We start from the raw sequence: 23947 nt of genomic DNA on the forward strand, positions 1-23947 counted from the left end.
TTATATTTTTTTCGTCTAAATATTAGACTATTTAGATATTTTTCTTACCATTTTTTTTTTAGTATAATAAGAATGAATTTAATTGAACTATAAGTGAACATCATTTATTATATATTTTATTTTGGAGGAGATCATATTGAAAAAACTTTTAATGACACCAGGACCTACCAATGTTCCTGAAGAGATCAGAAAAAAAATGGCTGAAGATGTCATCCACCACAGGATGGCAGACTATAAAAAACTATTTAACGATGTCAGTGAAGATCTGAAACAATTTTTTAAAACCAAACAGGAAGTTCTTACTTTAACCTGTTCAGGTACCGGAGTTATGGAAGCTGCTGTTGTAAATTTATTTTCAAAGAAAGAAAAAGTGCTGGTAATAAATACAGGAAATTTTGGACAGCGATTTGTAGAGATTGCAACTACTTACGACCTTGACGTTATTGACTTAAAATATGAATGGGGTTCTACCTATGATCTAAAGGATGTCAAGGAGATAATCCTTAGTAATCCCAATCTAAAGGGAATCTTCATTACCCACAGTGAAACTTCTACCGGGGTTTTAAACGATATTCAGAGTATCGGAGCTCTTACAAAGGATACAGATATCCTTTTAGTTGTAGATTCTGTCAGCGGTATGGTTGTAAACCCACTGGAATTTGACGATTGGTCCCTTGACTGCGTCATTGCCGGAAGTCAAAAAGGTTTTTTACTCCCTCCAGGTCTGGCATTTGTAGCTCTTAGTGAGAAAGCAAAAAAAGCTATGGAAATATCAAACTTACCTAAATTTTATTTTGATCTAAAAAAATATATCAAATTTTTAAAAGAGAAACAACAAAACCCTTATACACCTGCCATTTCATTGGTGGTTGGTCTTAAATGTGCCTGTGATATGCTCTTGGAGGAGGGCTTAGATTCCATCCAATTAAAGCATACAAAACTTCGAAAATATCTAGGAGAAGAACTTATAAAGCTGGGGTTTGAATATTTTGTAAAAGATGAAAATGCCAGAGGAAATACCTTGGTTGCAGTGACCCATAAAGAAATTGAAGATATGGATGAATTTAGGGGAATAATTGATAAAAATGGAGTCAGCATCGCAGGGGGACAAGGGAAATATTCCGGAAAACTCCTTCGAATAGGATGTCTTGGGAAAATAACGAAAACAGATATAGATAGAACGATAAAAGAGATAAAAAAGCAACGTGACGTTGCATCTAGATAAACATTAATTTAAAGATTTGATAAAATTTAGGTTATATATTAATTTATAATTTCCTAGACAATAATAAAAGTTTTATTATAGATGGAGGTTGGAATGAGTAGAAGATTTAAAAGAGTCTTAATTGCAAACCGTGGTGAAATTGCAATAAGAGTTATAAGAGCATGTAAAGAACTGGGAATAAGAACTGTTGCTATCTATTCTGAAGAAGATAAAACATCTCTTTTCAGAACAAAAGCAGATGAATCTTATCAAATAGGTAAAGGTAAGGGACCTATCGAGGCATACCTTGATATGGATGAAATAATTAAACTTGCTCTAAAAAAAGGGGTAGACGCAATCCATCCTGGATACGGTTTCCTCTCTGAAAATCCTGAATTTGCAAGGAAATGTACTGTAGCAGGGATAGAATTTATAGGACCAACTGCTGAAATGATGAAAAGTTTAGGAGATAAAATACAATCAAAAATAGTTTCTGCAAGAGCTGGAGTTCCTACTATTCCTGGTGTAGATAAACCTGTAGGTTCCGAAGATGAAGCAATTGAATTTGCAGAAACTTGTGGATACCCTATAATGCTAAAAGCTGCCGCCGGTGGAGGCGGACGTGGAATGCGTATAGTAAGGGAGGAATCAGAGCTTATCTCTTCTTACAGAAGTGCCAAAAGTGAATCTAAAAAAGCTTTTGGTATAGATGATATGTTTATAGAGAAATATGTTGAACAGCCTAAACATATTGAGGTTCAAATTCTCGGGGACAAACACGGGAATATATTCCACCTTTTTGAAAGAGATTGTTCTATACAAAGAAGACACCAAAAAGTTATTGAGATAACTCCTGCACTTACATTAGCCGAAGAAAAAAGGCAGGAAATATGCAACGATGCACTAAAAATCGCAAGAGAAGTCGGTTACGTAAACGCTGGTACTTTGGAATTCTTAGTTGATAAACACGGAAACCATTATTTCATCGAGATGAATCCCAGAATCCAGGTTGAGCATACAATCACTGAGATGGTTACTGGTATCGACTTAGTTCAAAGCCAAATACTTATTGCTGAAGGATATCCATTAACTTCAGAAGAGGTAGGAATCCCTTCTCAAGATGCTATTCAAACTAGAGGATACTCTATCCAGTGCAGGGTAACCACTGAAGATCCTGTAAATAATTTTGCACCTGACACAGGTAAAATAGACATTTACAGAACTGGATCTGGAATAGGTATCCGTCTTGACGGTGGAAATGGATATGCTGGTGCCGTTATAAGTCCTTATTACGACAGTTTACTTGTTAAGGTCATATCTCATGGAAATTCATTTAAAGATGCCATCAGAAAAGCTCTTCGTTCTATAAAAGAGTCTAAAATTACCGGTGTAAAAACAAATATCGCTTTCTTAGTAAATGTATTGAATCACCCTAACTTTGCAAGGGGGGACTTCACAACAGGATTTATACCTGAACACCCGGAACTTTTCGATATCTCTGTAAAAAGAGACAATGAAGGAAATTTCCTTAAGTTTATAGCTGAAAAAGTTGTAAATGAAACCCATGGTGTTAAAACAGAGTTCGACGTACCACATATCCCTAACGCTCCTAAACCTGAAAAACTTTCTGGCACAAAACAAATACTTGAAGAAAAAGGTCCAAAAGGTGTAGTTGAGTGGATTAAAAACCAAAACAAACTGCTTCTTACAGATACAACAATGAGGGATGCTCATCAATCGTTAATGGCTACCCGTGTAAGAACAACTGACCTGCTAAAAATAGCAAGGGATACATCTATACTTGGAAAAGACCTTTTCTCTCTGGGGATGTGGGGAGGAGCTACTTTTGATGTTTCATACAGATTTTTAAAGGAATCTCCTTGGGAAAGATTAAAAGAAATAAGAAAAAGAGTCCCAAATGTACTTCTTCAAATGCTTATAAGAGGATCCAACGCAGTGGGATACAAAAACTATCCTGACAACGTAGTTGAAGAGTTCATAAAAGAAGCTTCTGACAGTGGTATCGACCTTTTCAGAATATTTGATTCTTTAAACTGGATTAAAGGGATGGAAGTTCCCGTCAGAGAAGTTATTAAAAATGGTAAAATTGCTGAAGTATGTATCTGTTATACAGGAGACATCCTGGATAAATCCAAAACTAAGTATACCCTTGACTACTATATAAAAAAAGCAAAAGAGATAGAAGCTATGGGAGCACATATCCTTGGGATCAAAGATATGTCAGCTCTATTAAAACCATATGCAGCAGAAAAGCTTATAAAAGCACTTAAAGAAAATATATCTATTCCTATCCATCTGCACACACATGATACTACAGGAAATGGAGTAGCAACTGTCCTAATGGCAGCCGAAGCAGGGGTAGATATCATAGACACCGCTTTTGACGCTATGTCTGGACTGACAAGTCAGCCTTCTCTAAACTCTGTAGTTGCAGCTCTAGAAAATACCGAAAGAGATACAAAAATAAATCTGGATGATGTTCAACAGATCTCTAATTATTGGAATGTAGTGAGACCTGTATATGCCCAATTTGAGTCTGGATTGAAATCCGGTTCTACAGAGATTTATAAATATGAGATCCCTGGAGGACAATACTCAAATCTAAAACCTCAAATCGAAAGTTTTGGTCTTGGACATAGATTCGGTGAGATCAAGAAGATGTTTAAGAACGTTAATCTGCTCCTAGGTGACATAGTAAAAGTAACTCCATCATCAAAAATGGTAAGTGACCTTGCTATATTTATGGTTCAAAATAACCTTACTCCTGAAAATATTATTGAAAAAGGAAAAGATCTTGCTTTCCCTGATTCAGTATTTGCATACTTCAAAGGTATGATGGGACAGCCAGAAGGCGGTTTCCCTAAAGGTCTTCAAAAAATAGTTCTTAAAGGTGAAGAACCCATAACATGCAGACCAGGTGAACTTTTACCTTCTGAAGATTTTAATGCAATCAAAGAATATCTAAAAACAAAACATAAAATAGAACCCACTATGCAGGATGCACTGAGCTATGCTCTCTATCCAACTGTATTTGAAGATTACTTAAAATACATAAAAGAACATGGTGATTTCAGCAAACTAGGAAGCGATATATACTTCCATGGTCTTGCAGAGGGAGAAACTTGTGAAATCAGCCTTAAAGAGGGTAAAATAATGGTTGTAACACTCCTACAGATATCTAAACTTGACAACGAAGGTTATAGAACTGTAACATTTGAAGTAAATGGTAACAGAAGGGAAACAAGGATCAAGGATAAAACTCAGTCAGCTTCTTCTATGTCCACTGAAATTACAAAAATGGTAGATCTTGACAACGAATTGCAAATAGGGGCTAGTATCCCTGGGGCTATCATAGAGGTACTTGTTAACAAAGGGGATAAGGTAGAGGAGAATCAAAAATTAGTTATTATGGAAGCTATGAAGATGGAAACAACCATCACCGCAAAAACAGGGGGAATTGTAGAAGAAATTTTCATAGAAAAGGGTAAAATAGTAGAATCAGGTGAGCTTCTCATTCAGCTTTCTAAATAAAACTAAAATAATTTAAAAAACACATATTCTTAAATATTTTGACGTAGATTAATTTCTACGTCATTTTTATTTTTCTTATACTTATACTTTTTTTCATCTATTTTTATCTATCGTTAAACTTGTTTTATACTAACATCAATTTTTTACCTCATCTATACCTATACATGAAAGAGGTTTCCACCTTTTCACACCCCTTTTAAAATCTAAAAAAGGTAAAAAAGAAAAGGATTTTTACTTCAATGAGAGTACAAAAAAATTGGAGGTTTTTTTTAGAAATAAAATTAATAAGATGTTTTAAAGTTTACGGAGGTCAGAACATGAATTCAGAAAAATTTACACAAAAAAGTCTAGAAGCACTGTCAGCAGCCCATGAATTTGCATTGAAGTATAAACATACCAATATAAAAAATGAGCATCTGATCTTGGCTCTAATCAGCCAGATGAATGGACTTATACCAAAGTTATTGGAAAAGATGGGGAAAAATAACTCAGCATTAATAAACAAGGTCGAGGAAAACCTCAATCATTTCCCCACTGTAGATACAGTCAACCCAGGTAATATCTATATGGATAGAGATCTGACTGCTAACCTCAACAAAGCAGAAAAAATAGCAGAAGATATGGGAGACAGTTATATAAGTGTTGAGCATCTGTTTATGGCGTTGATTAAAAATAAAATACTAAAAGAAGAGGGGATAGACATTGAAAATTTTAAAGAAACCCTTAAAGAAGTCAGGGGAAATCAAAAAGTAAATAGTCAAAACCCTGAAGGTATCTATGACGTTCTCAACAAATATGGCAGTGACCTATGTGAAGAAGTCAGAAAAGGCAGGATAGATCCTATAATAGGAAGAGATGTTGAGATAAGAAGATCCATACAGATTTTGTCTAGAAGGACTAAAAATAATCCAATGCTTATTGGAGATCCCGGTGTTGGAAAAACAGCTCTGGTAGAAGGTCTGGCACAGCGAATCGTAAAGGGAGATGTCCCCGATAACTTAAAGGAAAAAACTGTGTTTTCCCTGGATATGGGAGCACTAATAGCCGGAGCAAAATTTAGAGGTGAATTTGAAGAGAGATTGAAAGCTGTGGTTAAAGAACTAGACGCCAGTGAGGGGAACATTATACTCTTTATAGATGAGATCCATACCATTGTGGGAGCCGGAAAAACAGAGGGAGCCATGGATGCGGGGAACCTATTAAAACCCATGCTGGCCAGGGGGGAAATAAATGTAATAGGTGCCACTACCATAGATGAGTATAGAAAATATATAGAAAAAGACAGTGCACTGGAAAGAAGGTTTCAGACGATCCTGGTTAATGAACCGACAATAGAAGACAGTATATCTATACTTCGGGGATTGAAGGAAAAATACGAGGTATATCACGGAATTCGAATAAGCGACAGTGCCATTGTATCGGCTGTAATACTTAGTGACAGATATATCACAGATAGAAATCTACCAGATAAAGCAATCGATCTAATCGATGAGGCCGCCAGTAAAATAAAAACAGAGATGAATTCTATGCCTGTAGAATTAGATGAACTCACCAGAAAAGCTATGCAGTATGAGATAGAAAAGGAAGCACTAAAAAAAGAAAAAGACAAAGGCAGTCAGGAACGACTAAATAATCTTCAGAGGGAACTGGCTGAATTAAATGACAAAAAATCGGTCCTTCAAGCTCAGTGGAATTTAGAAAAAAATGATGTAACCAAGGTGCAGCAAATAAAAGAGCAGATAGAAGCGGCAAAACTGGAGATAGATAAAGCCAACAGGGAAGCCGATTTACAGAAGCTGGCTGAATTACAGTATGGAGAACTGCCTCAGTTGGAGAAAGATTTAAAAGCAGAAGAAGAAAAGATGGAGGCCAGTAAAAAAACAAGCAGCAGGATGGTCAAAGAGGTCTTGGATAGAGATGAAATAGCAGAAACTTTAAGCTTTTGGACTGGTATTCCGGTAAAAAAATTGATGGAGGGGGAAAAAGAAAAGATCCTTCATTTAGAAGACAGTATTAAATCAAGGGTAATTGGACAGTCAGAAGCTATAAAAAGTGTTTCCGAATCTATTATCAGAGCCAGAGCAGGGCTCAATGACCCTAACAGACCTCTGGGGTCATTTATATTTTTAGGTCCTACAGGTGTGGGAAAAACCTATTTGGCCAAAACTCTGGCTTTAAATCTATTTGATGATGAGCGTAATATAGTCAGAATAGATATGAGTGAATATATGGATAAGTTTTCTGTAACCAGGCTTATAGGAGCTCCTCCGGGTTATGTGGGGTATGAGGAGGGGGGACAGCTCACAGAAGCAGTCAGAAGAAAGCCGTATTCTGTGATATTGTTGGATGAGATAGAAAAAGCGCATCCAGATGTATTTAATATCCTCCTCCAGCTGTTAGACGACGGTCGTCTCACCGACAGTAAGGGAAAGGTTGTTAATTTTAAAAATACCCTTATTATAATGACAAGTAATTTAGGAAGTGAATATATAGTCAAAGATCCTCAGGTAGGAACAGAAACTAAAAAAATTGTAACCGACAGATTGAAGGCAGGCTTTAAACCTGAGTTTATAAATAGGATCGATGATATCATAGTGTTTAAAGCACTAGATAAAGACAGTGTAAGAAATATAATAAAGTTATTGATAAAAGAGATCAATGAAAGACTCAAAGATAAATATATTCAGCTGAGATTTAAAGGAGAGGCTGTGGATTATATTATAGAAAAATCGTATGATCTGACATTTGGAGCCCGGCCTGTCAAACGATTCCTCCAAAGAGAAGTAGAAACCAACTTGGCTAAACTGATCCTACAGGGAGATGTGGCAGAAGGGGATACAGTGATGGTAAGTGTTGTTGAAGAAATTTTAACTTTTAAAGTTCTCAAAAAAGATAAAATTTCTTCTTAAAAATTTAAATTAATGATTCTACAGCAAATATAGGGTTTAAATTTATACAAATTAAATTGTATATTATAGAAATATGATCATCAGGGTATGAAAAAAACTTTTCCTTTTAATGTTTTTTCTTGCAGGAAATTTTATTTTAGAAATTATTACCCCTGTCAATAAAATAAATATTCCCAGAATATTTATAGGATAAAGGTACTCTTTTAAGAAAAAATGACCTATAACAGCAGCAGTAGGAAGTTCTACTAAAGATACAATAGCTGCCTTTGTAGGGCTGATAAATTGGAGTGCTTTAGTATAAAAAACATAAGCTAAAATAGTGGAAATAATACCTAACATGAGAGAAAAGCCTATCATTTCAAAGCTTAATGCTTTTATTAAAATTTTTATATCCAACATAGGGACTACAAAAACAGCCCCAATCAAGAAACTATATATGAGAATTCCTAAAGAGTTGGAACCTTTAGGGATTCTTTTACTTAATATAGGAAAAAAACCATAGGACAACCCCGAGATTGCCCCCATAAGAAGGCCAAATCCATTTGTATTTAAAACTGATATATCTCCCCCTGTGACAATTAAAAATGCTCCATAAAATCCCAGAGTTAAGGATATCCCTTTAAATAAAGTTATTTTCTCATTAAAAAATATCCTGGATAGGAGAGCTGTAAAAAGCGGACCTGTACATGACATTATTACACCAACAGTTACAGAGGTCCTCACAATGCACTGATACATTCCTATCCCCATTATGCCCTGACTTATTATTCCAATTAAAAGAGCATGTTTAATACTTTCTTTTTTTATCTTTAATTTTTCTTTATCTCTGACCATATAAAAAATAAACATGGGAAGAAATGCAGAAAATAATCTTAAAAATGTTATTTCAAAGGGGCCGACTCCTGTTTGTCCCAAATAATATGATATGATCCCAATAGTTCCCCAAGTTATCCCCGCTAAAAATGCAAACCCATAACCCTTCTCTTCCATCTTAAATTTCCTCCCATCTCCTTTATAGCTTTTTATTCTCTATTTCAGAAAAGTAAAAATATTATTTTGATATAATATATAGCCTTATTTTTAAAAAATAAAATAATTTAATTTAGATTATATAACATCTTTAGAGATTTAGATAGCAGTATGACAATAAATATTTAAATTTGGCTTTTTTATTAAATTATAAAAACCAATGATAATTAATGAAGGGTCTTAAGTTTTATTTTTACTCCGTAAAGAACACTCCTATACAAAACAAATTTTAGACATTGTAACTAGATGCAATCGGTCAGACTTTTCCTTCGACATTCCAATGTTGTTATAAATTACACAATCTTCTACTATATATATATGTAACTTTAGTTACCGGCTTAGAAATCTTAATTTTTCTTTTCAATCCTTATTATGTTATAATTTATAAAAATAACTATATGGGGTGATTATCATAAAATATGAAATTATAATATTTGATGCAGACGAAACTTTATTTGACTTTAAAAAATCCGAAAAGAAAGCTTTTGAAAGTACTATCATTGATTTTGGCATAGAATACGAGGAGAATTACCACTTTAAAATATATAAGGAAATAAATACAGCCATCTGGAAGGAGCTTGAGGATGGACTTATCACACAGAAAAAATTAAAAACAGAAAGATTTAAACGGTTATCAAAAAAATTAAATATTCAATTTAATGAAGTTGACTTTGCAAAATTATTTATGAAATACCTGTCACAGGCATCTTTTTTATATGAGGAGAGTGAGGAGCTTGTTAAAAACTTAACTAAAAACTACAGACTCACTATCATTACAAATGGTCTTAGTGCAGTCCAGGATAATAGGATAAAAAAATCTATCATTGCCGAATATTTTGAGGATATAGTAGTTTCTGAAGAGATTGGTATATCCAAGCCAAATCCGGAAATATTTCAACATGCTTTAAATAATATTAACTATACCGATAAAAATAAGGTATTAATCGTTGGAGACAGCCTGACATCTGACATCCAGGGTGGAATAAATTTTGGCATAGATACATGCTGGTTTAACCCAACAATGAACTTAAACAATGTAGGGATAGAACCGACCTACGTTATCTCTGATTTAATGGAACTAAAAGATATATTAAAAAAATAAATTTATAAAAAAAAGCTTTTTTCAACTGGATTTATCCAGATGACAGAAAGCTTTTTTTATTTTGCAATCCCCTGTGATAATAAGTATGCAAAGACTTTTATTTCTAAAAATAAACTTAAAAAAAATCACTGCCTATACCAACTAATAAGACAAAAAGTTTTCAAATAAAACATAATCGTAGTTGACAAATTTATTTTCATGGTATATAACAGAAAGTAGAAATATTAAAATTCGACTAATATTCACTCTTATTTTCGTTCTTACCGATCTATTATGAAACAAAAAGAGTCGTTTTAGTGTTTTCCAGAATAAAAAAAGACTAAATTTTAATCTTAAATTATTTTATTGTGCAAGATATCAAATAAAGAGTTTAACCAAGGGGGCAGCAAGTGACAGCAGATATTCAAGACGTAAACAAAATATTAAAAAAATATGAGTATAAAGATAGTTCTTTAATACCTATATTACAAGAAGTACAAAAACTTAATGAGGAAAAGTATATTTCTGAAGAGATGGCAAAATATGTAGCTACCGAAATGGAAATTTCTAAGACTAGAATCTATGAAGTGATAACATTCTTTTCTGCATTAAATGACAAGCCTAAGGGTAAATATTTCATACAACTTTGCAACAGTACAGTATGTGAGATAACAGATAAGGAAACTATTGAAAATTCTTTGATAAATGAACTTGGAATTCAAGTAGGGGAAACATCTCAAGATAAGATGTTTACATTGGAGTATACACCTTGTTTCGGTGCCTGTGATGTTTCACCAGCTATGAGAGTCAATAAAGTTGTCTATGGAAACTTAACAGAAAGTAAGATAAAAAGTATAGTTAGCAAATTAAGAGGTGATATCCATGAATAGAATTCAGAAAGTAATTACTGAAAATTTTAATACATATAAAGTGGATCAAATTGAGAAATATATTGAAAATGGCGGATTTCAAGGATTAAAAAACGCCTTGGAAAAAGGAAAAGATTTCATAATAGATGAACTTAATATTTCCGGACTTCGTGGAAGGGGAGGAGCAGCATATCCTACAGGTAAAAAGTGGAATGGCGGAAGAAAAAATCACGCTGATGTAAAATATGTGCTTTGTAATGCAGATGAGGGAGAACCGGCAACTTTTAAAGACAGAGAGTTATTGGTTAGAGACCCATATAAGGTAATCGAAGGACTGACTATCTCCGGATATACATTTGGAGCTCGTGAAGGGTTTATCTATATAAGGGAAGAATATGAATTCTTACATGACAAGATAAGAAAAGCTATAAAATTAGCAGAAGAAAATGGATATTTAGGAAAAAATATCTTAGGTACAGGATTTGATTTCTCCATAAAAGTATTTTCAGGTGCCGGTGCATATGTATGTGGTGAAGGATCAGCTTTAATAGAGTCTATGGAGGGTAAAGCTGGTAGACCTAGAATGAAACCACCAAGAATAGGTGTTGTGGGATATATGGGAAAACCAACTCAATCTAACAACGTTGAAACATTAGCAATAGTTGCTACCGTTTTAAAGATGGGAGCTTCTAATTATGCAAAATATGGAACAGAAAAAAGTATAGGAACTAAGATGATCAGTCTTTGCGGAAATGTAAAGAAACCTGGATCATATGAGATTCCTTTTGGAATGAGTCTAAGAGAGATAATATACGATATCGGTGGAGGAATTGTAGGAGATAAAGACATTAAATTCTTACAACTAGGTGGAGTATCAGGACCATTAATGCCTAAACAATACCTGGATACAAGATATACCTATGAAGATTTAGAAGCCAAAGGATTTGGGATTGGATCAGGAGCTATTTTAGTAGCCGATGAGACTAAAAGTGTTATTAAATTTTTAGAATCAGTTAGTTACTTCTTCTTCCATGAATCTTGTGGAAAATGTACTCCATGTAGAGAGGGAAAAAGACAGATGAAAAAATTAATAGATAAAATGTCTAAAGGAACTGCAACAACTAAAGATCTAAAAAATATAGAAAAAATCTCCAGGATAATGACAGATGCATCTTTCTGTGGGTTGGGACAAACAGCAGCTACTGCAATGCTTACAGCCATAAAATATTTTTCACCGGAACTTTGTAGTTCGATAGATGAAATGAAGGCATTATAAATTTACATTAAGTTAATTATAAACCAAGGGGGTCTAATAAGTGGTAAACCTTATTATAGATAATAAAGAAGTTCAAGTACCGAAGGGTACAACAATAATAGAAGCAGCAAAGAAAATACATATCAAAATACCTAGCCTATGTCACCATCCAGATCAAACTGTAAAAGGAAATTGTAGAATATGTTTAGTTGAAAATGACTGGGGTAAATTGGTAGCAGCTTGTTCTACAAAAGTATCAGAGGGAATGAAGATAAAGACAAATACAAAATTTGTAAGAGATACTCAAAAAGGTGTTTTAGAGTTAATATTAGCAAATCATAATCAAGACTGTCTAAAATGTGATAGAAATGGTAACTGTGAATTACAGGATCTATGTGAGAGATTTAATATTTCAAACAACAGTTTAGATGAAAATATAGTAGAAGCTCATGAAATAGATGACTTTAACTGTTCTATCGTAAGAGATTATTCTAAATGTATAAAATGTGGAAGATGTGCCGATGTCTGTAGAGAAGTGCAAAATGTAGATGTTTTAGCTGCAACTAACAGAGGGGCAGAATATGAATTTATACCTAGATTCGATAGAAAATTACATGAAACAGAATGTGTATTCTGTGGTCAATGTATAAAGGTCTGTCCAGTTGGAGCAATCTATGAAAAGTCTAGTATAGATAAAGTATTGACTGCTATAGATGATGAAGCATTACATGTAATAGTTCAGATAGCGCCTGCAGTAAGGGTCAGTGTAGGAGAACTATTTAATTTAGAACCTGGAAGTATAACAGAGGGACAGATAGTATCAAGTCTTAAAAGAATAGGGTTTGAAAGGGTTTTCGATACCAATTTTTCGGCAGACCTGACTATCATTGAGGAAGGTTATGAATTGATCGACAGAATCACAAATGGCGGGAAACTACCTATGATTACATCATGCAGTCCTGGTTGGATAAACTATGTAGAAGGACATGGAGAAGACCTATTAGGACACTTATCTACATGTAAATCTCCCCAACAAATGTTCGGGGCAATTTCTAAGACTTATTATGCAGAAAAATTAGGTATTCACCCATCTAAGATATTTACAGTATCAATAATGCCATGTACAGCAAAGAAATTTGAGGCTAACAGAGAAGAGATGAATTCATACGGATTCCCAGATGTAGATGCTGTATTAACAACTAGAGAATTAGGTAGACTAATAAAATCTCAGGGAATAGATTTTGCAAATGTTGAAGAAGAAGCATTTGATGCTCCATTTGGAATAGCATCAGGAGCAGGGGCAATATTTGGAGCCAGTGGAGGAGTAATGGAAGCTGCTCTTAGAAGTGTATATGAAATACTTACTAAACAAGAATTAGAAAAATTAGAATTTGAAGAAGTAAGAGGTATGCAGGGAATAAAAGAAGCGACTGTAAATATAAATGGCAACGAAGTAAAGGTGGCAGTTGTTCATGGGCTAGGAAATGCTAAAAAAGTAATGGAAGAGATCAGAGAAGGAAAATCTGACTATACATTCGTTGAAATAATGGGGTGTACCGGAGGATGTATCGGTGGCGGTGGTCAGCCAATAGAAAAAACTAAAGAAACAAAACAAAAAAGAATGGATGCACTATACACTATAGATAATGGTAAGGAACATAGATCTTCCCATAAGAACCCAACAATAACTAAACTATATGAGGAATTCTTAGGAGAGCCTAACGGGCATAAAGCTCATGTTCTCTTACATACAACATATAAGGGAATAAAATTATAATATCTCAATTTGATATATTATAGACATTAAAAATAATTACTAAAAAACAGGAGATTTTCTCCTGTTTTTTCATTTCTTTGAAATCATTTCATCTTTATAAAGTTTACAAACAGAGTCGTTTGTAGTACAATACTTTACAAACAAAGTAAAGAATAGAGGTGCGACATGAAAAACAAAATAAAAAACTTACTAAATGAATTAAATAAAGGGTTAATTGAGAGGGAAGAAGTTATCAAAACTTGCCTGTTAACTCTAATGACAGGAGAGAATATGGTTATTATAGGTCCTCCTGGAACCGCTAAATCAGAAGTTGCCAGAAGAATTTCAGATATATTCTCAGAAAATGAATATTTTGAATATTTATTGACTAAATTTACCACTCCGGAAGAAATATTTGGCCCTATCTCTTTAAAGGAATTAGAAAATGATATATTCAAGAGAAATACCATAGGATATCTTCCTACATCTAAAATAGGATTTTTGGACGAAATCTTTAAAGCTAATTCTTCCATCCTAAATTCTCTTCTGACGATTATCAATGAAGGGGTCTACCATAATGGCTCTATTAGAGAAAAAGCAAGCACAAGAAGCATCATAGGAGCCTCTAATGAGCTTCCTACCAAAGAATCGGAACTCTATGCCCTCTATGACAGGTTTTTAACTAAGGTTCAGATAGACTATGTAAAAGACCCTAGTTTACTTTTCTTAAATCACTCTGTCTATGAAGGAATAGATAAAAAATTAAAGTTTTCGACTATGGAGTTTGAGGAAATCACAAAAAAAAGTAATAATATAGTTTTTTCTCCTGAGATCCTACCTAAAATTTTAAAAATTAAAAATAAGATTGAACTCCTTCCGACAGATTCTCTCTTTCCAGAAAATATTTCAGATAGAAAATTAATGAAATTAGGTAAATTATTAAAAACAGCAGCCTATACTTCGGGAAAAGACAAGGTAGAGGTTATCGATCTTCTCCTTTTAAAGCATACTCTTTGGAATAATTTTGAAAATTTTTCTTCCATAGTAGATATTTTAGAGGGGGAAATACTAGGTATAGATTCTGAAAGAATCAATCTTTCCAATAAAATCTATAAAAGGTGGGAAGAGATCTTCGATGAAAAATTTAAAATTCAAGAAAGAAGCAGCAATAATGAACTTCTCTACTATGATATAGATAAAAATAAAGTCACTGCTACCAATGGAGAGATCCACCTGCAGGATTCCAAAGGTAACTTCTTATTTTTTAAGGGGCATAGGGAATACATCACTGCTTCATTTTCTCAGAGTGAATGGAACTTAGGATTTATAGAAACCGGGTATAAGTTAAAAGACGAAAAGAAGATCTGGTACTATGAATCTTCATCAACTAAGGTTACTTCTTCCTCTGAAAGAACTTTAGAAGGATGGAGTCCCCTTTCCGTTAATGGAGATCTTCCACCTGTTATTATCGATGATTTTGAGGAATTTTTAGAAAAAAAAGATACAGTAAAGGTCGATAACTTAGTTGATTTTAAAAATATAAAATCTAATTTAGAAACAGAATTAACATCTCTTCAGAATTATCTGAAAAACCTAAGTAAAACAAAATTGGCACTCCTTCAAAATGAAGATAATATTTGGATCTGCTGCTCTGAAAAAACTGAACTATTAAAAAAACTAGATAAATTTATAAACGTCACCCAAAATTTGGTAGAAAAATATTCTATCCTCTTCAACAAAATCATTGCTCTACTAGGGGATAATCTATGAATATATTCACTACCAAAGTCTTAAAAGATTTTTTATTTATGGAGTTGATTTGGATAAATTATCCAGAAACAAAAGAGATAAGGGAAAAAATTGCTAAAAATATTTGGGAGTTTTTATACTATGAGGAGAGAACATACAAAAAAGTAATAACTTCTTCTTCTTTGGAGGATAGTATGGAAATACTCCTGCCATTTAAGGAATTCACCCAAAATAATTCTGCTCTTACTTCTAAAGTTGTAGGAGATTTTTTCTTGAAATTGAGAGAAAATTGGAATGGGATAATTCCTTTAAAAGACATAAAAAAAGATGCTGAAAATCTTGCTATGAAAAATATCCCAATTAAAAAATTTGGAATAGACAAACTCCAGACTAAACTCAGACAGTTAAAAAGAAAAAAAAATCTCTATAAACACCAGGAGAGCGATCTAATAAAATCTCAAAAAAAACTCAGTGAAAATGAACTTGACCTATTAAAAAGTATTCTTCAATCTTATAAAAATTCTACAGATAATATAGAGAGTCGTTCTAAATTGGACCTTACTCTAAAAGAGATAGAGAAATATAAGGCACATTGGGCAAAACTTCAAAAAACAATGGAAGATTATTTTTATGATTACTTTCACCAGCTAAAAATTGCAAAAGAGCTTTTCAATGATCCCAATCTAATCCCTGGATTAGGATGGGATTTAGGAAAGGGAAAGTTGTCTCAAAGAGATCTAAATAAATTTCTGGAAATAAGTCAGTCTCTAAAAAACAAACCAGAACTGACTGCTTTAATCGATCAATTAGGAAGAAGTTCAAATCATAACCACATAACAAAATATCACGGAATAAATAAAGACAACCCCATATATCTTGAAAATAAAAATGATTCTCCTAAAGAACTCTTAGGTATCAACCAGGGATATGATCTTTCGAGAATTTTGCCCTCTGAATTAGTTAATTTAAAAAATAAAAACCTAAAAAATCTCTTTTATTCTAAATTATTGGAAAAAAAACTAATTCAATATCAACTCTCTGGAGAAAATGACAAAGATGAAAGAGTTGGAAAGTTAAATTTAAAGGATGAGAAGGGTCCTATTATAGCCTGTGTCGATACTTCCAGCAGTATGGAGGGTATCCCAGAGGAAATCAGTAAGGGAGTCATCATCAAGCTATATAACATATGCAAGAAGGAGAAAAGAAAACTCTACCTTATAATATTTAGCAGTACCGATGAATTAATAGAGATGGAGATCACTAAAAAAACTAATTTTTCTGTTTTAATAAAATTTTTACAACAAGGGTTTTCAGGCGGGACAGACTATACTTCTCCATTGAAAAAAGCTATAGGTTTAATTGAAAAAAATAATTATTCTTTGGCTGATATTTTAATGATTACAGATGGTCTCTCTAAAATAGATAATCCTTTTTTAGTATATTTAAATACAAAAAGAGATACTTTAAATTTTAAAATCTATACACTGGCTATCAGCCATCGTATGGAAAATGATTCTTATAGTGATAAAATAGTTAATTATAAGATAGAGTTAACCGGTCGCAGGTGGGTAGAAAAATTCAATACCATTCACCGAAGAGAAAAAAAATTCAATAAATAAAGTTAACTCTTTTAGGAATAATAAAAATCAATAGATAAAAAAAGATGACTTGTGTATTCAACAAAAGTCATCTTTTTTTATTCTACACCAAAGTCTTAGCTATCTCAAGAAGTTCCTTTGGCTCTTCTATAAAGTAATCCGGATCATGCTTTTTTAAGTTAGCAGATGTATTAAATCCCCATCCTACAGAGATAATAGGCACTTCTACTTTTTTACATGCCTCTATATCCCGCGTTTCATCTCCTACATATATGATTCTGTCTAATTTTTCTATATTCATCATCTTATTTATAGCTTTATCCTTTCCAAATACATTTTTTTCAGAATAGATAAATTCAAATAAATTCCTTAACTCATAGTGGTTCAAAAAAGCATCCACATTTTTTTTGTTGTTAGAAGTCAGTACTCCTATTTTATATCCCATTTTATTGAGTGATATCAAGGCTTCCTTCATTCCATCTATAAGAGGAATCTCCTCCATTTTCTGGGACATCAATTTTTTTAATTTGTACAGAAGAATCGGAAATTTAATCAGAGTAATATCATGATCTTTTAATAATTTATAGATATGTTTTCCCTTTAAATCTTCTATTTCATCTTTTTCTATCTTCTTACATTTTAGTTTTTTAGCTATATGGTTGTTGTATAGATCTATTCCCATATGTAAAGAGTCTGCTATGGTTCCGTCAAAATCGAATACAAACATAGTTTTTTTCATAATCATTCCCCCTTCTCTATTCCCTAACATAATTATACCACATAAAAAACGTTTTTTTTTAGAATAAAAAAGCAACATGATGCTGTATCCAATCAGTCATAATAAAAAAATTATAACCTTTAATTTATCGATAAATTTTATCACAAAATTCTCTGTTTACTAAGTATACTACTAGCCCAAAGTTCTTAATTTACATCGCAAATTTCTAGATACTTTGGTGATCCCCTTTATCGAGTAGAAGTATTGATAATGCTGCTCGCTGATAGTATTTTAGTGACACCTTTGCAGCTATACTTTTCTAGGTAATAAAAAAGGCAGTTTTAAAGGACTCTCCCTTTAAAACTGCCATCTATTAAATTTATTTAGATAATAATTCTACTGTAGATAGTGCAACAATTACCCACATAGTAGGTCTTACTGTTTTTACCTTTCCTGATAAAATCTCTATAACTGCATATGAAATAAATCCAAAGGTAATACCTGTACTGATACTATATGTTAGTGGCATTAAAATTATTGTTAAAAATGCTGGTATAGCTACCTCTATCTTGTGCAGGTCAATATCTATAAGATTTTTAAACATGTACACTCCTACAATGATTAGTGCTGGTGCTGTAGCAAATGCCGGAACTACTCCTATTACCGGAGTGAAAAACATAGCTAAGAAAAATAATACTGCTGTTGTAGCAGATGTAAGTCCTGTTCTTCCACCTTGGGCAATCCCTGAAGCAGATTCTACAAATGTAGTAGTAGTACTCGTTCCCAATAATGATCCTATTACAGTAGCTGCTGCATCAGCTTCTAATATCTTACTTACATTTTCAATCTTTCCTTTTTCATCTATCATCTCAGCTTCATTTGCACAAGCTACAATAGTTCCCACTGAATCAAATAAGTCTACAAACATAAATGAAAATATAGGTCCTATCATAGTAACTTTTAACGCTCCTAATATATCTAATTTAAAGGCTATTGGTGCTATACTTGGAGGAGTAGACATTATTCCGCTTGGTAACTCTACATACCCTAAAACCATCCCTAAGACAGTTGTTATAACTATTCCTATTAAGATTCCACCCTTTACCTGTTTTATTTCTAATCCACCCATAATTACAAGTCCTATCAATCCTAAGATTACAGTAGGTCTTAGAGGTCCTAATCCTACTAGTGTTGCCGGGTTAGCTACAATCAATCCTAAGTTTTGCATTCCAATAAATGCAATAAATAATCCAATTCCCGCTCCTACAGCTAATCTAAGCTGAATAGGTATAGCATCTATTATTTTTTCTCTAAATCCAGTCATTGTAAGTAATAAAAATGCGATTCCTGATATAAATACTACTCCCAAAGCTACATTCCAAGTGGCTCCCATTCCAAATACCAAGGTATAAGTAAAGAATGCATTTAATCCCATCCCAGGTGCCATAGCTAGTGGTGCGTTAACCCAAAGAGCAGTTATCATAGTTCCTATAAAAGCCGCCAAACAAGTAACAGTAATCAATGCTCCCTTATCCATCCCAGTTTCACCTAATATCCCAGGATTTACAAATATAATGTAAGCCATCGTTAAAAACGTAGTTGTTCCAGCTACTACTTCCTGTTTTACGTTTGTTCCATGCTTTTCCAATTGAAAAAATTTCATATGTTTCTCCCTTTTTTAATAATATAATTGTTAAAAATACAAAAACCCCATGCTATACACAAGGGGTTCATTATTTATAATCCAATCATAATAGTTAGAAAAACTTCTGAAAGCTTTAACAAAACCATGGAAGAAATTACAATTAATTAACCCCATAGTAAGCCATTTACGGTGACTCGTAGAAACTCTCAACCAAATTATGAGAATATATGGGTTCAAATATTTTATAACTAATATTACAATAACTTAATTGGTGATGTCAAGAATTTCTTTTTTCAATCCTGTTTTTTTTACTATATAACATCCTGAAAATTCTATCTTATTTTCGTCCAAAATCTCTCTAGACCTTTTGTAATCCGTAGGATTTATACGTAGTGATAGACCACAACTAGACGTTATCTCCCTAGGTACAGGAATTATTCTTATATCTAAATTTACTTCTTTCAATAATTTTTCACTCTTTATCGCCATATGAGTGGACTCAAAGGAGATAAGGTTAAATTCTTCTGTTTTTTTCATTTTATCCTCTCTTTTTTACCCTTTCAAACTTTTTATATTTTCTCCCTGGTAGGGAGAAAATATAAAAAGAAAGAGGGTCGAATTCTATGGTCTTATTAATTTATCTGCACCCTGCAGTCTTTCCATAATAGTGTACATATTAGTTACCTCTCCTACTGCTAATTTATCTCCTAAATTATAGTAGTTCAGACATGTTCCACAAGTTAATATCTCTACTCCCATCTCCTCTAAAGTTTTTAAATCTTCCAGTGTAGGAGCATCCTCTACTGTCAGTTTAGCGCCTCCATTATAGAATAAAACCGTAGCAGGCATAAGGTCCATCTCAGTCAATGTATAGATAAATCCCTTCATCAATACATCTCCTAATTCATCGATCCCTTCTCCCATCTTATCTGAAGAGACAGCTATAACCATCTTTTCATTTGATGCCGCATCATTTGAATCAGCTACTACTCCACCTTCACCCTTAGTGATTACTACTCTGTACTTGTGATCCTCTATTTTTTCGTGGCTGGATTCCAATCCCATCTCTTTAGCCATTTTTAGTAGATTTTCCATAGAAGATTCATTGTCCACCATAGTTTCTACACTACCGTTTTCCTCTATATTTCTTAACGCTTTTTTAGTTTGAATTACAGGTAATGGACAAGCCAGTCCCATAGCATCTATTTTTATCAAAATTAATCCCCCTTATCGCTTACAGCGAAACTAATAATACTTTTTGTTTAACTTACACTAATACTCTTGAGTTATCTACCCTCTTAGTTACTCCTACCTTATCTAAATGTTCTAAATAGGCAACTAAATATTTCCTACTGGTTTCTATCTTAGCTTTAACATCAGGAAGCGCTATTTCCTTGCCACCTTCTCCCAACTGATTTATTACCATCATTAGATTATTATAATCTGATTCCAATAGGAAAACATCCTTTTCTATAAACTTTAATTTTCCTAACAATACCATCATATCGAAAACCCTCTTTAATTCTTTAGGATCCCCGGCTAATTTTGATAGTTCCTCATATTTAGGAGGTTTGTAACCATTATTTTTATAAGTTTTCAAGATTGTCTCTTTAATTTTTTCCTGATTTTTACTTAGTTTTATCTCAAAATCAAAGAGGGAAACTAAACTAGAATTTACCTTAATAACTTTATCATCCTCTAATTTTGATAAAACTTCTAAATAATTTTTATTCTTAAATTTTTTAGAAAAAATCTTATTTCTAATAGTAGAAGTATTTTCTCCTATTAACAGTGGGTTTTTACTGTGGAAATCCTCTAGGATTGCTAAAAGTTCCCCTTTTTTACCTTCTAAGAAATTTTTATGCATATATATAGTTTCGCTTAAAGCTGTTAACTCTAAAACTTCCTTATTCTTAACCAACTTTTTCAAAGATTCAGTTATATCTTCAGCACTTCCAAAATTTAATTTGATATCTTCAAAAGATGGATATTTAGAACTTAATTCCTCAATTACACTGGATAGTTTAACACTGTTATCGCTCTTTCCACCCTTTAATGTTTGGATTAATTTTTCATCAAATCTCTTAGCCTTTGTAGCCAACGGATTTAGAATCGTTACTCCTCCAATGGTAAACATAGGGGAATAATTACGAAGTATCCCTAAGTCTCCAGTAAATCCAACCAATTCCTTCTCTAAGATCAATTGTGCATAACCGCTGTCCCCGGCTTTTAATTCCTGCTGATCCAGCAATTTTATACGGCAGATGATCTCCTTGGTTCCATGATGAAATCTAACCCTTTGGTTGTTCTTTAGAACTTTGGTGTTAGAAGACAGGTAATTTATCTCTACATCCATAAGTCTAGTTACAGAAAGAGAGTTAGGAGTAGCTACTACACTTCCCCTCTTTATATCTTCCTTATCTATCCCTGCAAGGTTTATAGCACATCTATTCCCTGCACTGAGAGTGTCTACACCTATACCATGATTTTGGATCCCTCTGACCTTAGCTACCCTGTCACCTGGATATATCTGCAGTGAATCTCCTACTTTCAGATCTTTTCCCTGAGATGTTCCTGTAATAACTGTTCCAAATCCCTTTACACTAAATGATCTGTCTACCGACATTCTAAAAACTATTTTTTCCTGCTCTTCATCTTTGATAGTTTTTACTAAATCACTCAATGAGTCCCTTACCTCTTGGTAAGAATCCGGGTTATCTATAGAGGTTTCAATCATAGGAGCTCCACTTAAAAAACTCCCTCCTAATTCTTCTTCTATTTCATTTCTTACTTCTAATACCCTTTCTTTACTTGCCTTATCACACTTAGTGATAACTACAACTCCGTGATGGATCCCTAAAAGTCTAACTATATCAAAATGCTCACGAGTCTGAGGCATTATCCCGTCATCAGCAGCTACTACTAACATAACTATATCTATTCCTGTAGCTCCTGCCATCATATTTTTTACAAACTTCTCATGTCCCGGAACATCTATTATTCCTACTTTTTCTCCCTTTAGATTGAGGTAACTAAATCCTAGATCTATAGAGATCCCCCTTTTTTTCTCCTCAGGTAATCTGTCGGTATCTACCCCTGTAAGGTTTTTTATCAACGTAGTTTTACCATGGTCTATATGTCCTGCCGTTCCAATTACTATACTCATATTTTATCAATCCCTTTACTTAAAATTTCATAAATACTATCCATATCATTTTCATTCAAAGTTTTGCAGTCAAAAACTAGTTTTCCCCCTTGAATTCTACCAACTATAGATAGTGGATTATTTCTAAGAGTTCTTTCTAATTTGACAATACTATGTCCTTTATAAGATATCGCTACCCCGAAACTATCCATAAGTTCCGTAGGCATAGAACCTCCTCCGATCATTGCATTAGTTTCAACCAGATCCGCTTCTAAAGTTTCTAAAGTTTTTAACTTTTCATATAAAATATGAGCTCTTTTCTCAACCTCATCCTTCCCCTCTAATATCATTCTAAGGGTTGGAATATTCTTTACAGCTTCCGCTTCATCTAAATACTCCCTTAAAGTAACTTCCAAGGCAGCTATAGTCAACTTACTGACTCTTAAAGTACGTAAAAGATTGTTTCTTTTCATCTTTTCAATATATTGTCTTTTTCCAACTATGATTCCAGCCTGAGGTCCTCCTAAAAGTTTGTCCCCACTAAATGTAACTACATCTATACCAGATTTTAAACTCTCCTGAACTGTAGGTTCCTTCTTATATCCATATTTAGCGAAGTCGATCAATACTCCACTGCCTAAATCTTCAATGGAGATTAATTTTTTATCTCTGGCCATCTTAGATAACTCTTCATTTTTTACTTCCTTCGTAAATCCCATTATCTTATAGTTAGAAGTGTGTACTTTTAGAAGTGCTTTCGTTTCAGGTGTTATAGCCTCTAAATAATCCTTCTTATGAGTTCTATTAGTTGTTCCTACCTCTATCAGCTTAGAACCACTATATTCCATTATAGCAGGTATTCTAAATGATCCACCTATCTCTACTAATTCCCCTCTAGATACTATTACTTCACTATCTTTAGTCAATGTATCTAAGGCTAATAATACAGCTGCTGCATTGTTATTTACTACTATAGCACCTTCTGCTCCTGTTATATCACAGATTAATTTTTCAATATGAGAATATCTGCTTCCCCTCTTACCGGTAGATATATCATATTCCAAATTATTATAGTTACTAGCTATATTTACTATGTTTTTTACACTACTCTCTATCAACTTAGATCTTCCTAAGTTAGTATGAATGATTGTTCCTGTGGCATTTATTACCCTTTTAAGGTTTAATTGGTTCTTTGATTCAATTAATTTTATTATCTTATTGGTAATCTCCAATTTTAGATCTTCCTTAGCTATTTCCATATCAGTAAATCTTTGATTTAAAATCTCTTCCCTGTAGAATGAAATTCCTTCCCTAATAGATTTTATTAAAATATTATATGGAACACTGTCTTTATATGCTTCTAACTTTTTACTTATTAAAAATTCATCTACCTTAGGTAGATTAGATAACAATCTTTTCACTTTTTAAATCCCCCTT

16 protein-coding genes and 1 riboswitch are annotated in these 23947 nt (G+C 33.1%); of the genes, 9 read left to right on the forward strand and 7 right to left on the reverse strand.

Annotated elements, in window-relative coordinates:
- Window positions 1-136: 136 nt before the first annotated feature.
- From NRK67_01115 to clpB, 3 genes are all read left to right on the forward strand, one after another.
- Complete coding sequence (locus tag NRK67_01115; GenBank protein ID UUV17465.1) at window positions 137-1225, forward strand: alanine--glyoxylate aminotransferase family protein; 1089 nt, start codon at window positions 137-139, stop codon at window positions 1223-1225.
- 93 nt (window positions 1226-1318) lie between these two features.
- Window positions 1319-4756, forward strand: coding sequence for a pyruvate carboxylase (locus tag NRK67_01120; protein UUV17466.1), 3438 nt, complete (start codon window positions 1319-1321; stop codon window positions 4754-4756).
- A 317-nt stretch (window positions 4757-5073) separates the two neighbouring features.
- Window positions 5074-7665 (forward strand): ATP-dependent chaperone ClpB, encoded by a 2592-nt coding sequence (gene clpB, locus NRK67_01125; GenBank protein ID UUV17467.1) that lies wholly within the window; start codon window positions 5074-5076, stop codon window positions 7663-7665.
- Between the two features lie 63 nt (window positions 7666-7728).
- Here clpB and NRK67_01130 read toward each other — a convergent pair whose 3' ends face one another.
- On the reverse strand, window positions 7729-8655 hold the full coding sequence (locus NRK67_01130; protein UUV17468.1) for a DMT family transporter: 927 nt from the start codon (window positions 8653-8655) through the stop codon (window positions 7729-7731).
- A 451-nt stretch (window positions 8656-9106) separates the two neighbouring features.
- Between NRK67_01130 and NRK67_01135 the strand changes: the two genes are divergently transcribed.
- The 6 genes from NRK67_01135 (at window position 9107) to NRK67_01160 (ending at window position 17023) form a co-directional block, all read left to right on the forward strand.
- Window positions 9107-9796 (forward strand): YjjG family noncanonical pyrimidine nucleotidase, encoded by a 690-nt coding sequence (locus tag NRK67_01135; GenBank protein ID UUV17747.1) that lies wholly within the window; start codon window positions 9107-9109, stop codon window positions 9794-9796.
- Window positions 9797-10185: 389 nt separating this feature from the next.
- Complete coding sequence (locus NRK67_01140) at window positions 10186-10665, forward strand: NAD(P)H-dependent oxidoreductase subunit E (protein ID UUV17469.1); 480 nt, start codon at window positions 10186-10188, stop codon at window positions 10663-10665.
- Window positions 10658-11920, forward strand: a complete 1263-nt coding sequence (locus tag NRK67_01145) for an SLBB domain-containing protein (GenBank protein ID UUV17470.1) — start codon at window positions 10658-10660, stop codon at window positions 11918-11920. Before NRK67_01140 ends, NRK67_01145 begins: the two co-directional genes overlap by 8 nt.
- Window positions 11921-11960: 40 nt before the next feature.
- Window positions 11961-13676: an NADH-dependent [FeFe] hydrogenase, group A6 gene (locus NRK67_01150; GenBank protein UUV17471.1), complete on the forward strand. Its 1716-nt coding sequence runs from the start codon at window positions 11961-11963 to the stop codon at window positions 13674-13676.
- A gap of 165 nt (window positions 13677-13841) precedes the next feature.
- A complete protein-coding gene (locus NRK67_01155) occupies window positions 13842-15425 on the forward strand; it encodes an AAA family ATPase (protein UUV17472.1) in 1584 nt (527 codons plus the stop codon).
- On the forward strand, window positions 15422-17023 hold the full coding sequence (locus NRK67_01160) for a hypothetical protein (protein ID UUV17473.1): 1602 nt from the start codon (window positions 15422-15424) through the stop codon (window positions 17021-17023). Before NRK67_01155 ends, NRK67_01160 begins: the two co-directional genes overlap by 4 nt.
- An 82-nt stretch (window positions 17024-17105) precedes the next feature.
- On the opposite strand, the gene NRK67_01165 is transcribed toward NRK67_01160, so the two are convergent.
- The 6 genes from NRK67_01165 to selA all read right to left on the reverse strand — a co-directional run bounded on the left by NRK67_01165 (window position 17106) and on the right by selA (window position 23931).
- Entirely contained in the window at window positions 17106-17741 is a 636-nt protein-coding gene (locus NRK67_01165) for an HAD-IA family hydrolase (protein ID UUV17474.1), read from the reverse strand.
- 358 nt (window positions 17742-18099) lie between these two features.
- Window positions 18100-19383, reverse strand: coding sequence for an NCS2 family permease (locus tag NRK67_01170; GenBank protein UUV17475.1), 1284 nt, complete (start codon window positions 19381-19383; stop codon window positions 18100-18102).
- A gap of 135 nt (window positions 19384-19518) precedes the next feature.
- Window positions 19519-19616, reverse strand: a riboswitch (purine riboswitch).
- Between the two features lie 13 nt (window positions 19617-19629).
- The gene (locus tag NRK67_01175) at window positions 19630-19902 is read right to left on the reverse strand and encodes a DUF3343 domain-containing protein (protein UUV17476.1); all 273 of its coding nucleotides are present in this window, start codon (window positions 19900-19902) and stop codon (window positions 19630-19632) included.
- Window positions 19903-19986: 84 nt separating this feature from the next.
- Complete coding sequence (yedF, locus tag NRK67_01180) at window positions 19987-20580, reverse strand: sulfurtransferase-like selenium metabolism protein YedF (GenBank protein ID UUV17477.1); 594 nt, start codon at window positions 20578-20580, stop codon at window positions 19987-19989.
- A 52-nt stretch (window positions 20581-20632) separates the two neighbouring features.
- The gene (gene selB / locus NRK67_01185; protein UUV17478.1) at window positions 20633-22531 is read right to left on the reverse strand and encodes a selenocysteine-specific translation elongation factor; all 1899 of its coding nucleotides are present in this window, start codon (window positions 22529-22531) and stop codon (window positions 20633-20635) included.
- Window positions 22528-23931, reverse strand: a complete 1404-nt coding sequence (gene selA, locus NRK67_01190; GenBank protein ID UUV17479.1) for an L-seryl-tRNA(Sec) selenium transferase — start codon at window positions 23929-23931, stop codon at window positions 22528-22530. Before selA ends, selB begins: the two co-directional genes overlap by 4 nt.
- Window positions 23932-23947 lie beyond the last annotated feature (16 nt).

The sequence above is a fragment of the Fusobacteria bacterium ZRK30 genome (assembly GCA_024628785.1).
GTDB lineage: Bacteria > Fusobacteriota > Fusobacteriia > Fusobacteriales > Fusobacteriaceae > Psychrilyobacter.

Coding starts and splice junctions, on each gene's coding strand:
- clpB (UUV17467.1), top strand. CDS start 5,074: ATGAATTCAGAAAAATTTACACAAAAAAGTCTAGAAGCACTGTCAGCA.
- NRK67_01145 (UUV17470.1), top strand. CDS start 10,658: ATGAATAGAATTCAGAAAGTAATTACTGAAAATTTTAATACATATAAA.
- NRK67_01170 (UUV17475.1), bottom strand. CDS start 19,383: ATGAAATTTTTTCAATTGGAAAAGCATGGAACAAACGTAAAACAGGAA.
- NRK67_01175 (UUV17476.1), bottom strand. CDS start 19,902: ATGAAAAAAACAGAAGAATTTAACCTTATCTCCTTTGAGTCCACTCAT.
- selB (UUV17478.1), bottom strand. CDS start 22,531: ATGAGTATAGTAATTGGAACGGCAGGACATATAGACCATGGTAAAACT.
- NRK67_01130 (UUV17468.1), bottom strand. CDS start 8,655: ATGGAAGAGAAGGGTTATGGGTTTGCATTTTTAGCGGGGATAACTTGG.
- NRK67_01160 (UUV17473.1), top strand. CDS start 15,422: ATGAATATATTCACTACCAAAGTCTTAAAAGATTTTTTATTTATGGAG.
- NRK67_01165 (UUV17474.1), bottom strand. CDS start 17,741: ATGAAAAAAACTATGTTTGTATTCGATTTTGACGGAACCATAGCAGAC.
- NRK67_01155 (UUV17472.1), top strand. CDS start 13,842: ATGAAAAACAAAATAAAAAACTTACTAAATGAATTAAATAAAGGGTTA.
- NRK67_01120 (UUV17466.1), top strand. CDS start 1,319: ATGAGTAGAAGATTTAAAAGAGTCTTAATTGCAAACCGTGGTGAAATT.